This window comes from Alteromonas sp. B31-7 (assembly GCF_015767655.1).
Lineage (GTDB): Bacteria > Pseudomonadota > Gammaproteobacteria > Enterobacterales > Alteromonadaceae > Alteromonas > Alteromonas australica.
In genome coordinates, this window is the sequence record NZ_CP065233.1 from 2,730,978 (window position 1) to 2,744,471 (window position 13,494).

A 13,494-nucleotide genomic window follows, 5' to 3' on the forward strand; every position below is an offset into this window, starting at 1 on the left:
ACATGCACTGTACGCTTTACTGCACACTTGCGCGTTTTAAAATACAGAAATAGCACTTAAATTTCAATAAGTTAAACGATCACTCTGGAAGTTTAATACGGATTTTTCTGAACTGAAAACTATTCGTTACACTTGGTGCCGTACTCTCACTATTCCTATTGCTCTTCCACCATTGCTGAGTGAACCTGCTCGTGTTTACAATATTTTCACAAATTAAGCATAAACCCTAAATGAAAGCTTATTAGGGTAAGCACATAAAAATGTGAGGGATGTAATGGCTGACTTATTCGAAAACCCTATTGGGCTTGATGGCTTTGAATTTTTAGAGTTTACCGCCCCTGAAAAAGGGATACTTGAGCCTATTTTCGAGGCCATGGGCTTTACCCGCGTAGCGCGGCATAAATCAAAAGATGTAGAACTCTGGCGCCAGGGAGACATCAACTTACTGAGCAATTACGAAAAGCACTGCCACGCGGGTTATTACGCGGAAGAACATGGCCCATCTGCATGCGGTATGGCGTTTAGAGTGAAAGACGCACAACATGCTTACAGTGAGGTGCTCAGCCGGGGTGGCCAGCCTATGGATACTTATACCGGCCCCATGGAACTCAAACTGCCAGCGATTAAGGGCATAGGTGGCGCCATGCTCTACCTCATTGATAGGTACGAAGGCGAGAACACCATTTATGATATTGATTTTCATTGGATTGAAGGGGTAGACCGTTACCCAACAGGGTGTGGCTTTCATACCTTAGATCACCTTACTCATAACGTTTACCGGGGCAGAATGCAGTATTGGGCTAACTTTTATACTGATTTATTTAATTTCCGCGAAATTCGTTACTTTGATATTAAAGGTGAGTATACCGGCCTACTATCCAAAGCCATGACGGCGCCAGATGGTAAAATTCGTATTCCTCTTAACGAGGAAGCCGTGGGTGGGGGTGGCCAAATAGAAGAATTTCTAATGCAATATAATGGAGAAGGTATTCAACATATTGCCTTCGCTTGTGACGATTTGCCTGCGTGCTTAGATAAACTAAAAGCCAAAGGCATGAAGTTTATGACACCGCCTCCAGATACCTACTACCAAATGTTAGAAGAACGCCTGCCCGGCCATGGTGAGCCCGTTGACGAATTACAGGCTAGAGGCATTTTATTAGACGGCACGACGGAAAATGGCGAACCTAGGCTGCTTCTTCAAATCTTTTCAGAAACCGTGTTTGGCCCCGTATTTTTTGAGTTTATTCAGCGGAAACAAGATGATGGATTTGGTGAAGGGAATTTTAAAGCCTTGTTTGAGTCCATCGAACGCGACCAACTAAGCCGAGGTGTGTTAAAAGATAAAGCCAGTTAACCCAGCCTTACCTTTTTTCGTGCAGACCCAATTGGCCGTACTGATATTCACGGCGAATTGGGTTGCCGCGCTTAGCTGTTTTTTTCAAACAAACCACAGCTTATCCCCGCGGGATCCGTCACAATACAAAACCTATCTTCGCCAAACTGTCTAATTTTCCCTACCAGGGTGCCGCCTAAACGTTGACTTTTTTGCAATGCCGTATCTAGATGGCTCACGGTAAAATAGGGGATCCATCCATTCGGCATGTTTTCATTACAGCCTTTTTTATGACAGATACCCCCCGCTGGGGTACCGTCTGCTTTCATCATCACGTAATCGTTGTAATCGCCCATGTCGATGGCTTCTTTTTTCCATCCCATCACTTCAACATAGTAATCAGCTAATGTATCTGCCTTTTCAGTGGTGAGGTCGCACCATAAACTATCGCTCATTGTCGTCACCTTATTTTTATCGTTGTGTCTTTCGATTTGCTTATTAACAATCGGTTTTACAATTATAAACCCTACCCCTTTTAGGCCTATTTCGTCGACAAAAAATACGCACTGTCAAGAAAAGAAATTCAAAAATAGAAGAACATTTTCACAAAATTGTATAGACAGCGGTTGTGGAAAATGCTTGCAATACAGTGAATGTTATCCACTGGCTATTGTTTGTACAGTTTATTTATTTGTTTATTTTCATGCACTTATAATTAAGCCCCAAACTACTCAACAAACTTATCCACAGATTAAGTGGATAACACTTGGCAGTTAGTCACAGATGGTGGTTTAATGTGGATACTTTACTTCGTTAACATTTCCTTGGTTTTTCATGCCCAAACAAACCCTAGAGGTGCTCCCTCAATCTTTTACCATTCACAGTTTAGATGGCGACAGTGATATACCTGCTGAGGTGCTCAAAAGCCCATTATTTTTTCTCGGCAAAACCCAAGATGAACTGTCGATTGTGGTGCCTGATTCGGTCTCCATAGACTCCCTTGAAAGCGACGAAAATTGGAAAGCACTTGAACTTATTGGCCCACTTCATCTTTCAATGGTGGGCATTATGGCGCAAATAGGCGCGGTATTAGCAAAAGCCAAAGTGTCTATTTTCGTGGTTTCTACTTTTGAAACCGACTTTTTCCTTGTGAAAGAAAATAAACTCAACGATGCGCAAAAAGCCTTGGTGAAGGCGGGATATTCAGTAAGAGGAATGGTGTCTTGATCACAGATAAATTGCTTGTAGAGGCGCCAGACTCTTTTCAACGCGCCATTCCCATTGCGGCCCCCGTGTCTGGGAAATGTGCGAGCTTGTCCACACTCTCTGATCCCCTCTTTGCAAAGGGCGCGTGGGGTCCTGGCTTCGCCATACAAACTTCCGAAAGCAAAGCCCGCGCCCCATTCGAAGGAACTATTCTTGCTGTGGATCCCCTCAATTACGCCATTACCCTGAGGTCGACGTTTGGATTAAAATGCATCGTTAAGTTTGGCGAGCAAACGAATGGGTTATTGGGTGAGAAATTTCAGTGTGAGGTTAAACAAGGCGATAAAATAAATAAGGGTAGCCTGCTATTTTCTGTAAATTCTGCATGGTTGAAGCAACAAGGCGTGGCAAATATTTGTATAATGTCGGTATTAAATGCGCAGGCCTTGAAGGGGCTGCTGCCTACACAACAAAAATACGTTGACGGCATGCAAGACAGTCTCTTCACGCTTTTTTTATAAATGCACCTATTAACGTAAGTAAAATAGGTAGGTCGCCAAGACATAAATCACATTTTACACCTTCAGGATAGACATATTATGAGCACGACGCTTTACGGTATAGCCAATTGCGATACCATAAAAAAAGCAAAGAAATGGTTAGCTGAACACAACATTGATTTTGTGTTTCACGACTATAGAAAAGATGGCATTTCAGCGGCGTTCCTCACCACTGCTGAAAGCGCATTGGGTTGGGAAGTGATGCTAAATAAACGCGGCACCACCTACCGCCAACTTGATGATGCTGATAAAGCCAATTTAGATAAAGAAAAAGCGCTTTCGCTTCTAGAAACCCACCCTGCCATGGTTAAACGCCCTATTTTGCTTCACAATGGCACCTTTCACATTGGTTTTAAACCTGCGCAGTATGAGGACATATTTTGATTAACGATACCGTTATCGATATTGCAAAGAATTTAATGAATCGCCGCTCGGTCACACCCGAAGATGAAGGTTGCCAAGAAGCGATGAAAGCGTTTCTTTCTACACTAGGTTTTAATAATGAAACCATGGTGTTTGAAGATACCACTAATTTGTGGTCTCGCCGGGGTAATGAAGGCCCAGTGTTTTGCTTTGCAGGGCATACTGACGTTGTTCCTAGCGGCCCAGAAGATGCCTGGAAAACGCCGCCATTTACCGCAACTGAAGTAGGCGAATTCTTGCATGGGCGCGGCGCAGCCGATATGAAAGGAAGCCTCGCGGCAATGCTTGTGGCAACAAGAGAGTTTGTGCGGGATTATCCTGCCCATAAGGGCAGTATTGCGTATCTGATTACCAGCGACGAAGAAGGCCCATTTATTAATGGCACCACCCGCGTTATTGATACGCTAGAAGCCCGCAATGAGAAAATTACATGGTGTATTGTTGGTGAACCCTCTTCCACCACAGAAGTGGGTGACATTGTTAAAAATGGACGACGAGGCTCGTTAACTGGTGATTTAACCGTGAAAGGTATTCAAGGGCATGTGGCCTACCCTCACTTGGCCAGCAACCCTATTCACCTTGCCACCCCTGCACTGACTGAACTTGCTCAGTCTCACTGGGATGATGGCAATGGGTTTTTCCCGCCCACCAGCTTTCAAATCTCGAATATTCACGGTGGTACAGGGGCAGGAAACGTCATTCCTGGTGAACTTCAGGTATGTTTTAACTTCCGTTTTTCTACCGAAGTTACCGATAAACAGTTAATTGAGCGTGTTACCCATATCTTAGATAAGCATGAACTCGATTACGACATTAAATGGACATTCAACGGACAGCCGTTTTTGACCGATACTGGCGCATTGCTAGATGCTACCCAAGAAGCCATTTTAGCGGTTAAAGGAGAGCCCACTGTATTGTCTACGGCAGGTGGTACGTCTGACGGACGCTTTATAGCACCTACAGGTGCGCAAGTGATTGAGCTTGGCCCGGTAAATGCGACTATCCACAAAATTGATGAATGCGTAAAAATGTCGGATTTAGAGCAACTTGCTGATATTTATTACGGCATTCTTGTGCGATTACTCGCCTAGTCTCAGCCCCAATATCATGTTAACCCACCTTTCATACTCTTCATCTCGTTGGTTAGGCATATCGCCTCACCAACTGATGGACGCCGGCAACGGCCATTTACTTCTCCCCGCTGTATTAGACGCATTTAGCGCCATGCAGCAGGATGCCAAGCAAGAAGGTATAGACTTACAATTGGTGAGTAGCTACCGCAGTTTTGAACGACAGTGCCTCATTTGGAATAGAAAGTGGCGAGGAGAAGCGAAGCTTCTTGATATCTATGGCGTACCGTTAAACCCTGAACGTTTAAGCAACGTAGAAAAACTGCATGCTATTTTAATGTGGTCAGCGTTACCGGGCGGCAGTCGCCACCATTGGGGGTCTGATATTGACGTTTATGATAAAGCCGCGGTATCCCAATGGGATGGCGACTTTCAATTGGTTGAAACGGAATACGCCGCTGATGGCCCTTGCTATCCGTTGGCGCAGTGGTTAAATGAAAACATGGCGCACTATGGCTTCACTTTACCTTTTGCGCGCTATTGCGGTGGCGTGGCTCGCGAACCCTGGCATTTATCCCATGCCGACAGTGCAAATTTGTTTGAAAAACAAAGAAACCTAGCAAGCCTAGTCACGGCCATTGAAAATAGCGATCTTGAGGGCAAAAGCACCGTGCTTGACCACATCCACATGATTTACCGTCGCTACATTCTAAATTTGGGAGAGTAATACGCACATGGATACCACTTGGGTCGTTGTTATCATTGTATTGGTATTAGGCGTGGTGATTGGCAATATCACCCTACTAAAATACAGCGCGAAGTTTAAATTCCCGCAAGAAGTGAAAGATCAAACCCAGAAACACAAAGACAACAATAAAAACGGAAACGGGCAAGCAAAAAAAGGGTTCGATGACGAAGAAGACGAGTGGTAAGTCAAGCGAGGGAAATCCGCCATTTCCCTCGCCTTTCTGCGGCATTTAGCCGCAGATAGTGTATTGTAAGGGTTACAATGGTGAGGTCTTCACCGCGGTACCACTGATGCTGACCATCAGCATGCTGCCTTTATCGCCAATAACTTGGTAGTCTAAGTCAATTCCCACCACTGCGTTTGCCCCCATGCTTCTTGCCTCGTGCTCAATTTCATTGAACGCCAGCTTTCTTGCACGCGTAAGCTCTTCTTCATAAGAACCCGAACGGCCGCCCACGATATCGCGGATAGACGCAAACAAATCTTTGAAGATATTGGCGCCCATGACAGCCTCGCCAACCACAATGCCGCAATACTCATCTATTTTCTGACCTTGCAATGAAGGCGTAGTAGAAATAATCATAAACAAACTCCTTTGTTAAACGCCACTACTTTTTCAGACTATGTAAAAAAGTAGAGTAAATTAACGTTAGGCTAGCAAGCTCAATAGAAAAGTGCGAGAGATTCTCTGTAAGTAGATATTAATACACTAGCCTTTTCGATGTGGTAAGGGCATGCTGGTTGATTGCCCCAAACGGGCTTAGGCCAAGCCACATCATGGGTAAACCTTGCTACATGGTGAATATGCAGTTGCTTCACCATATTGCCAAGGGCTGCCACGTTAAGTTTATCGCACTGTGTTTTTTGTTTTAGTACATGGCTTACAAATCCAGACTCTTTTAAAAACTGCTGTTGCTGGGCTTCATCTAAATCAATAATCTCTGCCACATCGGCTACCCGAGGCACTAAGATTAACCACGGGAACTGGTTGTCGTTCATCAACAAGACGCGGCACAAAGGTAAGTCACTTATAAAAAAGGTATCTTTATCTAACCGCTCATCTAACTTAAACATCTAGCGTCTCCAGCTTGGTGGGGACCACGGTAAGCATAGCCCGTTGACCAATCGCCACGTCAGCATTAGGAAAAACAATCGCTTCACCGTCTTGCTGTGCGACATAGGTTTTACCTGACTCAGAAGCAAGCACAGTGCCCTTTGTAAAATCGGTAAAATTGGGCGTGTCGTCGTCAAAGTGCAAGGTAAAGTCATCTGCGTTTTTGATCACCACTTGATTCACCCGAAAAATATCCAATTCATCCATAGACACTTGCGGTGAAAAATCTTCGCGACTAATCAGTGACGTTATCGCCTCTTTCGCTAGCGTAAACCGTGACATATCGTTTTCACCAAACGGGCGCACTTTACCTAGCTCCACGGTGAATGCATGAGCACCGTGCTGGCGTGACGAAAAATAGCTAAAGGTAGTCGTTGGGTTTTCTGAAAGTAGAATTGTTTTTACCCCGCAGGCCGCCAGAAAAGCGAGCTGCCCTTTGCTGTAGCGCCTCTCGTGCAAATAAGGGTAAACCGCAAACTTCTCGTTTTTAGAGCTTCGTATTGCGGTGTGTAAATCGTAGTGGAATTTCTGTTCGTCGGCTTGTGCATGAGCGAAAAACTGGTTTATTGCCTCTTCCAATGCTTTTGCGCGCTGTCTTTCTATATTGTTACAGCCCTCGCCTTCCGAGTGAGCACCACTAAACAGGCGGTTCATGTTTTCTTCAACAAACCGCTTGGCAATATCCATTGCAGGTAAATTACCAAACAAAAACAAAACGCGATGGGTCACTTCAAGCCGCCCTGTAAGAATTGACTTAACCCAGTCATCGCACATTTCTATTGGTGCCGTTTCGTTGCCATGAACACCGCAAGATAAAACAATATGCTTAGTGCTTATGTTGTCTGAAGAAAGGGGCGTGAATTCAATAATCCCTGGCGCAGAGATAGCAACTTTCGTGTGATTATCGAGTTCAAATTGAATAGGGGTTTGAAAGCGCTGAGGCTCGGTTCGAGAGAGTGAAAGAAACTCACCGTGTTGTATAAGTTGTTGCATCAATTAAGCCATACGTGTTGCGAATGGCGATAGTCTAGCGACTTGCGGGGACTATTGCACGTTTGACGGTTTTAATCACAACCCATTTTTAGTTTTTCAATACAATATACTGTTAGGCTTGGCGAGGTGACGTGCCAACAATAATATCTCGCTGCGCTAATTGAATGAAACTCCCTAAAGGAACGGCCTTAGAAAACAAGTAGCCTTGCCCTTGGCGCACGCCAACTTCACGCAAAATATGCAATTGCTTTATGGTTTCTACGCCTTCGGCGATAACGGCACAGCCTTTCGCCTTCCCAATGATATTTGCCGCTTCGATAATGGCACGGTTGACTGGATGATCAGTTAGCTCCATCACAAAGGTTTTGTCAATTTTAAGGGCGGTGAGATCTAAGTCTCGTATGTAAGCTAAATTGGAATACCCTTTTCCAAAATCGTCCACCGAGATCGCGATCCCCATAGCCCTTAGCTCATCTAGTTGCTTTTTCACCATCAAGGAATTTGACAAGGCGACGTCTTCTGTTAATTCAAGCTCGACGCGATTCAGCGGCATACTGTATGTTTCGCTAAGCAGCTTTAACGAAGGCAATAAGTGATTGTCGTATAATTGGGTTGGCGAGATATTGACAGAGAGTGTAATAGGCAGACCGTGCTTTTCCAATTCAACCAAGCTTCTAAACGCTTGCTCTAGTGTCCAATAACCCAATTCATTCATCATGTTATACGATTCGGCTGCTTCAATGAGCGGCCCGGGGAACAACACGCCATCGAGCGGATGATTCCAACGCAATAAACATTCTGCACCAATAACGTTCAAGGTATTTAGATCGACCTTTGGTTGGTAGTACAGCTCTAGCTCGTTTTGTGATAATGCCCGTTTGAGGTCGGCTTTTAGCGCTAAACTACGACCGGTTTCGGTCTTATCATGCATGCTTAAAGCGTAGTAATTTTCGTACTTATTTTCTTTTGCTTGTTTTAAGGCCGCTTCAGCACGAGAAACAAATGCTGTAATTTCAAACTCGTCACACCGCCCCTGCACCACGCCGACATTAAAGTCTGCAATAAAGGCATGCTCGTCGTGATACATAGGTGTTTTGAAATGCTCCACTAGTCGCTCAAACATATCGCGAAGAAACGTTGCATTTGAGGTATTAAGGAACACTACGCCAAAAACATCGCCACTTATTCTTCCAATACGCACTTCCTTGTTGAAAAGTACGTGAAGCCTGTTTGCAATCTCTAGCAAGAACCTATCACCCACGGTGATACCCAGACTCGTTGTGACATCGGAAAATCGCACGATATCGATAAGCATAAGTGACAAAGAATGACACTGATTTGCAGAGGCGTCGATGGTGTTGATAAAGGCGTAACGATTGGGAATGGTTGCCAAAGTCGAATGCATTCGGCTCATAATTGTATCCTTGCACAAAACGGCGGCTAGGTGTCGAGCTAGTGTAGAAAACTCTGTCTTGCCTGACTACTCACCGGGCGCATAAAAGAGTATGTTTTTTAATACCTACTTATAAATTTTTGAAGTTTTACTTAACTAAACGCATCATTTACTTTCTGTTAAGGCCAAATGTGGGCACCTCATTGGCTAACCCAAGGTGCGTCAACCCTTAGCCCACAAAAGAAAAAGGCTCAGAAAGCGTAACACTTCTGAGCCTTTAGATACCTAAATGTGCGATTAGTTCTCAATCTTACACGGCGAAAGCTTCCAAATTCTATCGACGTAATCTTTTATGGAGCGATCTGACGTAAATTTACCCATCTTCGCCGTATTAATAATTGCCATTTCAGCCCAGCGTTCTTTATCTCTATAGGCTTCATCTACGGCAATTTGTGCATCAGAATAGCTTCTGTAATCCGCCAAAACCATGTAAGGGTCGCCATGATCCAATAGGCTTTGTTTAATAGAGACCAGCGCGCCTGGCTTACCCGGCGTGAAGTAATCCGTTTCTAACCAATCCAATACCGCTTTAATTTCAGGATCTTTATAGTAGTAATCAAGAGGGTTATAGCCCTTGGCTTTAAGCTCATTCACTTCTTCAACGGTAAGGCCAAAGATGAAGATATTATCGTCGCCTACTTCCTCTGCAATTTCCACATTTGCACCATCTAGCGTACCGATAGTCACGGCCCCATTAAGCGCCAACTTCATGTTACCTGTACCTGATGCCTCTTTACCCGCGGTACTAATTTGCTCAGACACATCTGACGCAGGAATCATTTTCTCTGCCAAAGACACACGGTAATTCGGTAAGAAAACCACCTTAATTTTGTTATTCACACGAGGGTCGTTGTTAATTTTATCTGCTACCTTGTTGATGGCATAGATAATGTCTTTCGCTAACTTATAACCCGGCGCCGCTTTTGCACCGAAAATAAATACTCTTGGGTGCATATCGTAGTCTGGGTTCTCAAGAATACGACGGTACAAAGCCATGATATGAAGTAGGTTCAAGTGCTGACGCTTGTATTCATGCAGACGTTTAATTTGCACATCAAAAATGGCATTAACGTCCACTTCTAAATCCAACGATTGACGGATTTCTTCAGCCAGCAATTCTTTGTTTTCTAACTTTACTTTCATGAATTGCTTTTGGAAGGTTTTGTTAGACGCAAATTTGGCTAACCCTTCTAACTTGTACAAATCTTTAGGCCAGTCTACGCCAATCTTCTTATCAATCAGTTTAGAAAGTGACGGGTTACACGCCTTCAGCCATCGTCTTGGCGTGATGCCGTTGGTCACGTTAGTGAGTTTGCCCGGGTATAATTCGTCAAACTCAGGAAACAGAGAAGACTTCACTAAGCGAGAGTGCATTTCGGCCACACCATTCACGGCGAAAGAACCGATAACAGACAAGTGGCCCATGCGCACCATCTTTTCATGGCCTTCCTCGATTATAGACAGTTTGGCTTTCATGGCGTTGTCGCCAGGCCACTTTTTGTCAACCTCAGCCATAAATCTGTGGTTAATTTCATAGATAATTTCTAAATGACGAGGCAGAATTTTTTCAATCATGCGAGCAGGCCATTTTTCTAACGCTTCTGGCAATAGCGTATGGTTCGTGTAAGCAAACACTTGTGTACAAATGCCCCAGGCTTGATCCCAATCTAACTCAGCTCTATCTACTAAAATTCGCATAAGCTCTGGGATGGCAATGGCTGGGTGAGTATCGTTAAGTTGAATCACCACCTGGTCAGCAAAACGGCTCCAATCATCACCATGAGCACGCTTGTAACGACGAATAATGTCTTTCAGTGAGCACGAGCAAAAGAAGTATTGTTGTATAAGACGTAATTCTTTACCCGCTTCGGTTTCATCATTGGGGTAAAGCACTTTCGAGATGGTTTCAGCCTGCACATTTTCTCGTTGTGCATCCACGTATCCCCCCGCGTTAAAGACATCCCAGTTGAAATAATCAGAGGCTTCTGACTGCCATAAACGCAGTACATTCACAGTTTTGCCTTCATATCCCACCACTGGGATATCCCAAGGCACCCCTTTTACGATAGAACCAGGATGCCATTCTTTAAGCACTCTGCCATTTTCGCCATATTTGGTTTCAACATAACCAAATAGAGAGACTTCTTGAATAGACTCTGGTCGGCAAATTTCCCAAGGGTTACCATAATCGCGCCAACTGTCTGGACGCTCTATCTGCGCGCCGCTTTTAATTTCTTGTCGGAATAAACCATGCTCGTAGTGAATACCGTATCCAATTGCCGGTAACTCCATGGTGGCCAAAGAATCAATAAAACACGCGGCAAGACGACCAAGGCCGCCGTTGCCTAATGCCATATCAGGCTCTTGCTCCATGATGTCAGTCAGCTCAACACCAAGTTCTTTTAGTGCCCCACTGGCTACCTCAAAAAGACCAAAGTTTTGCAGGTTGTTTGACAGCAAACGCCCCATAAGAAATTCTGCAGAAAAGTAGTGCACAGCGCGGGTGTCGTTAAGATAGTGGGTTTTCTGTGTTTTACGTAACCCCTCTAACACATGCTCTTGCATTGCGGCACAGGTGGCCTTCCACCAAGCGTGATTGTTCGCTTTGTTTTCATCCGTACCCAAGGTACAGTGAAGGTGCTTGACTACAGCGGCTTTGAAGTCAGATTTGTCAATTTTTGCGGGAGATTGGGTGTTGTTCGCTTTAGCGTTCATTGTGCGGTCTCACTCTATCAGAGAAGGTTTTCCATCACGCCAACATGTAATTAAATTACATAAATAGCACGTCACATGAGAGCAATATAGCAGCACTTAAACGATATTGTTGTGATAATTTGGTTAAAAAACGAAAAAATCGACTGAATTCGTATGCATTCAGTCGATTTTTAACATATTTATTACAAAACATCGATTAGCTAGGTTATTTTTTAACCTTATTTGATGATTTTACCTACTAGTGCCTCGGCTTCAGCAATCAATTCTTGTAAGTGACTTTCACCTTTGAAGCTTTCAGCATAAATTTTATAGATTTGCTCGGTACCAGAAGGACGCGCAGCAAACCAGCCATTTTCCGTAGAGACCTTCACGCCACCAATTGCTGCGTTGTTGCCTGGAGCATGGGTTTGCACAGCAAGAATGGGTTCACCGGCAAGGGTATCGCTGGTTATCACAGAGGCGTCCATGGCGGATAGTTTTTGTTTCTGTTCCAATGTTGCAGCAACATCTACGCGGCTATATACGGGAGCAGAAAATTGTTCCGTTAATCCTTTATAGTGTTCACCCGGATCTTTTCCTGTCACTGCCGTGATTTCCGCCGCAAGTAAACAAAGAATAAACCCGTCTTTATCTGTTGCCCAAGTTTCGCCGTCGCGCTGTAGAAAAATCCCCCCAGCACTTTCTTCTCCGGCAAAGCCAATTTTGCTTTGCGACAAACCTTCAACAAACCATTTGAAGCCTACCGGCATTTCAGCAAGTGGCTTATCTAGACTTTTTGCAACCCTGTCTATCATGCTGCTAGACACCAGTGTTTTACCAATATTTAGGCTCTGTGGCCACTGAGGACGATGGGTATAAAGGTATTGAATTGCCACCGCAAGGTAATGATTGGGGTTCATTAAACCTGCGCTTGGACACACAATGCCGTGGCGATCAAAGTCAGGATCATTGCCCCAAGCTAAATCAAAATCATCTTTTAATTCAATTAATCCAGCCATGGCATACGCGCTTGAGCAATCCATACGTAATTTGCCGTCTTTATCTCTGCGCATAAAACCGAATTGGGGATCGACCGCTTGATTAACAACGGTAATGTTCAGGCCATACTTTTCTGCAATCTTAGACCAGTAACCTACTCCCGCACCACCTAGGGGATCGGTGCCAAGTTTAAGGTTGGCATCGGCAATGGCTTGCATATCTATCACGCTGGCCAAATCGTCGATGTAGGGTTCCATAAAATCTTCTTCGCGCACCAAGCCTCGTGCTTTGGCTTGGCGAATATCTACCCGTTTTACTGCCACATTTCCATCAGCAATAAGCGCATTTGCGCGATCTTGAATTTGTTTGGTGACGTCGCTGTCGGCTGGGCCGCCATGGGGAGGGTTATACTTAAAGCCCCCATCTTCTGGAGGATTGTGTGACGGTGTAATCACAACACCATCGGCTTTATCACTGCTATTGCGGTTGTGTCGAATAATGGTACGAGAAATAACCGGTGTAGGCGTGTACCCCATACTTTCGTTGTCACTGCGCTGAATAATAACATCAACCCCGTTAGCACCTAGCACTTCTATTGCCGTTATCATGGCCGGTTCCGACAAGGCGTGGGTATCTTTACCTACGTAAAGTGGGCCCGTAATACCTTCTTGCTCTCTGTACTCAACCAAAGCTTGGCAAATTGCCGCAATGTGAGTATCAGTGAAAGTAAAATTAGCCGCGCTGCCTCGGTGCCCTGATGTACCAAAACTTACCGCTTCACCGGGTGCAGAAGCGTCTGGCTTATAGCTGTAATATTGACTTACCAATGCGGCAACATTGATAAGTTGTTCGGGAGCGGCAGCTTTACCTGCTTGCGGATGTAATGCCATGAAATCGT

Annotated in this window: 14 protein-coding genes; 7 read left to right on the forward strand and 7 right to left on the reverse strand. The window is 44.6% G+C overall.

Annotated features, from left to right (window positions below; genetic code table 11):
* Positions 1–274: 274 nt before the first annotated feature.
* Positions 275–1,357 carry a 4-hydroxyphenylpyruvate dioxygenase gene (gene hppD, locus IUA53_RS11680; RefSeq protein ID WP_044446964.1) on the forward strand — a complete coding sequence of 361 codons (1,083 nt, stop codon included), beginning with the start codon at positions 275–277 and terminating at the stop codon, positions 1,355–1,357.
* Between the two features lie 71 nt (positions 1,358–1,428).
* Here the strand turns inward: hppD and IUA53_RS11685 are convergent, their stop codons facing one another.
* Positions 1,429–1,791 (reverse strand): glyoxalase, encoded by a 363-nt coding sequence (locus IUA53_RS11685; protein WP_044056773.1) that lies wholly within the window; start codon positions 1,789–1,791, stop codon positions 1,429–1,431.
* 379 nt (positions 1,792–2,170) lie between these two features.
* Here IUA53_RS11685 and IUA53_RS11690 point away from each other — a divergent pair, with 379 nt between their 5' ends.
* The 6 genes from IUA53_RS11690 to IUA53_RS20285 all read left to right on the forward strand — a co-directional run bounded on the left by IUA53_RS11690 (position 2,171) and on the right by IUA53_RS20285 (position 5,527).
* Complete coding sequence (locus tag IUA53_RS11690; RefSeq protein WP_044446962.1) at positions 2,171–2,563, forward strand: ACT domain-containing protein; 393 nt, start codon at positions 2,171–2,173, stop codon at positions 2,561–2,563.
* Positions 2,560–3,063 (forward strand): PTS sugar transporter subunit IIA, encoded by a 504-nt coding sequence (locus IUA53_RS11695; RefSeq protein ID WP_044446960.1) that lies wholly within the window; start codon positions 2,560–2,562, stop codon positions 3,061–3,063. Before IUA53_RS11690 ends, IUA53_RS11695 begins: the two co-directional genes overlap by 4 nt.
* Positions 3,064–3,141: 78 nt before the next feature.
* A complete protein-coding gene (locus tag IUA53_RS11700; protein WP_044446958.1) occupies positions 3,142–3,486 on the forward strand; it encodes an ArsC family reductase in 345 nt (114 codons plus the stop codon).
* Positions 3,483–4,616, forward strand: a complete 1,134-nt coding sequence (gene dapE / locus IUA53_RS11705) for a succinyl-diaminopimelate desuccinylase (protein WP_044446956.1) — start codon at positions 3,483–3,485, stop codon at positions 4,614–4,616. Before IUA53_RS11700 ends, dapE begins: the two co-directional genes overlap by 4 nt.
* A 16-nt stretch (positions 4,617–4,632) precedes the next feature.
* Complete coding sequence (locus IUA53_RS11710; RefSeq protein WP_044446954.1) at positions 4,633–5,322, forward strand: M15 family metallopeptidase; 690 nt, start codon at positions 4,633–4,635, stop codon at positions 5,320–5,322.
* A 7-nt stretch (positions 5,323–5,329) separates the two neighbouring features.
* On the forward strand, positions 5,330–5,527 hold the full coding sequence (locus IUA53_RS20285; protein WP_044056768.1) for a DUF2897 family protein: 198 nt from the start codon (positions 5,330–5,332) through the stop codon (positions 5,525–5,527).
* A 72-nt stretch (positions 5,528–5,599) separates the two neighbouring features.
* Here the strand turns inward: IUA53_RS20285 and IUA53_RS11720 are convergent, their stop codons facing one another.
* The 6 genes from IUA53_RS11720 to pgm form a co-directional block, all read right to left on the reverse strand.
* On the reverse strand, positions 5,600–5,926 hold the full coding sequence (locus IUA53_RS11720) for a heavy metal-binding domain-containing protein (protein ID WP_044056767.1): 327 nt from the start codon (positions 5,924–5,926) through the stop codon (positions 5,600–5,602).
* Between the two features lie 80 nt (positions 5,927–6,006).
* Positions 6,007–6,417, reverse strand: coding sequence for an HIT domain-containing protein (locus IUA53_RS11725; protein WP_044056766.1), 411 nt, complete (start codon positions 6,415–6,417; stop codon positions 6,007–6,009).
* Positions 6,410–7,450, reverse strand: a complete 1,041-nt coding sequence (gene astE / locus IUA53_RS11730) for a succinylglutamate desuccinylase (protein ID WP_044446953.1) — start codon at positions 7,448–7,450, stop codon at positions 6,410–6,412. Before astE ends, IUA53_RS11725 begins: the two co-directional genes overlap by 8 nt.
* Before the next feature lie 112 nt (positions 7,451–7,562).
* On the reverse strand, positions 7,563–8,864 hold the full coding sequence (locus tag IUA53_RS11735) for a putative bifunctional diguanylate cyclase/phosphodiesterase (protein WP_044446952.1): 1,302 nt from the start codon (positions 8,862–8,864) through the stop codon (positions 7,563–7,565).
* 276 nt (positions 8,865–9,140) lie between these two features.
* A complete protein-coding gene (locus IUA53_RS11740; RefSeq protein ID WP_044056763.1) occupies positions 9,141–11,618 on the reverse strand; it encodes a glycogen/starch/alpha-glucan phosphorylase in 2,478 nt (825 codons plus the stop codon).
* Between the two features lie 218 nt (positions 11,619–11,836).
* Positions 11,837–13,486 (reverse strand): phosphoglucomutase (alpha-D-glucose-1,6-bisphosphate-dependent), encoded by a 1,650-nt coding sequence (pgm, locus tag IUA53_RS11745; RefSeq protein WP_044446950.1) that lies wholly within the window; start codon positions 13,484–13,486, stop codon positions 11,837–11,839.
* Between the last annotated feature and the right edge of the window lie 8 nt (positions 13,487–13,494).

Excerpts from the sequence above, each read along its gene's own strand:
- hppD (WP_044446964.1), top strand. The coding sequence starts at position 275 with ATGGCTGACTTATTCGAAAACCCTATTGGGCTTGATGGCTTTGAATTT.
- IUA53_RS11685 (WP_044056773.1), bottom strand. The coding sequence starts at position 1,791 with ATGAGCGATAGTTTATGGTGCGACCTCACCACTGAAAAGGCAGATACA.
- IUA53_RS11690 (WP_044446962.1), top strand. The coding sequence starts at position 2,171 with ATGCCCAAACAAACCCTAGAGGTGCTCCCTCAATCTTTTACCATTCAC.
- IUA53_RS11700 (WP_044446958.1), top strand. The coding sequence starts at position 3,142 with ATGAGCACGACGCTTTACGGTATAGCCAATTGCGATACCATAAAAAAA.
- IUA53_RS11710 (WP_044446954.1), top strand. The coding sequence starts at position 4,633 with ATGTTAACCCACCTTTCATACTCTTCATCTCGTTGGTTAGGCATATCG.
- IUA53_RS20285 (WP_044056768.1), top strand. The coding sequence starts at position 5,330 with ATGGATACCACTTGGGTCGTTGTTATCATTGTATTGGTATTAGGCGTG.
- IUA53_RS11720 (WP_044056767.1), bottom strand. The coding sequence starts at position 5,926 with ATGATTATTTCTACTACGCCTTCATTGCAAGGTCAGAAAATAGATGAG.
- IUA53_RS11725 (WP_044056766.1), bottom strand. The coding sequence starts at position 6,417 with ATGTTTAAGTTAGATGAGCGGTTAGATAAAGATACCTTTTTTATAAGT.
- astE (WP_044446953.1), bottom strand. The coding sequence starts at position 7,450 with ATGCAACAACTTATACAACACGGTGAGTTTCTTTCACTCTCTCGAACC.
- IUA53_RS11735 (WP_044446952.1), bottom strand. The coding sequence starts at position 8,864 with ATGAGCCGAATGCATTCGACTTTGGCAACCATTCCCAATCGTTACGCC.
- IUA53_RS11740 (WP_044056763.1), bottom strand. The coding sequence starts at position 11,618 with ATGAACGCTAAAGCGAACAACACCCAATCTCCCGCAAAAATTGACAAA.
- pgm (WP_044446950.1), bottom strand. The coding sequence starts at position 13,486 with ATGGCATTACATCCGCAAGCAGGTAAAGCTGCCGCTCCCGAACAACTT.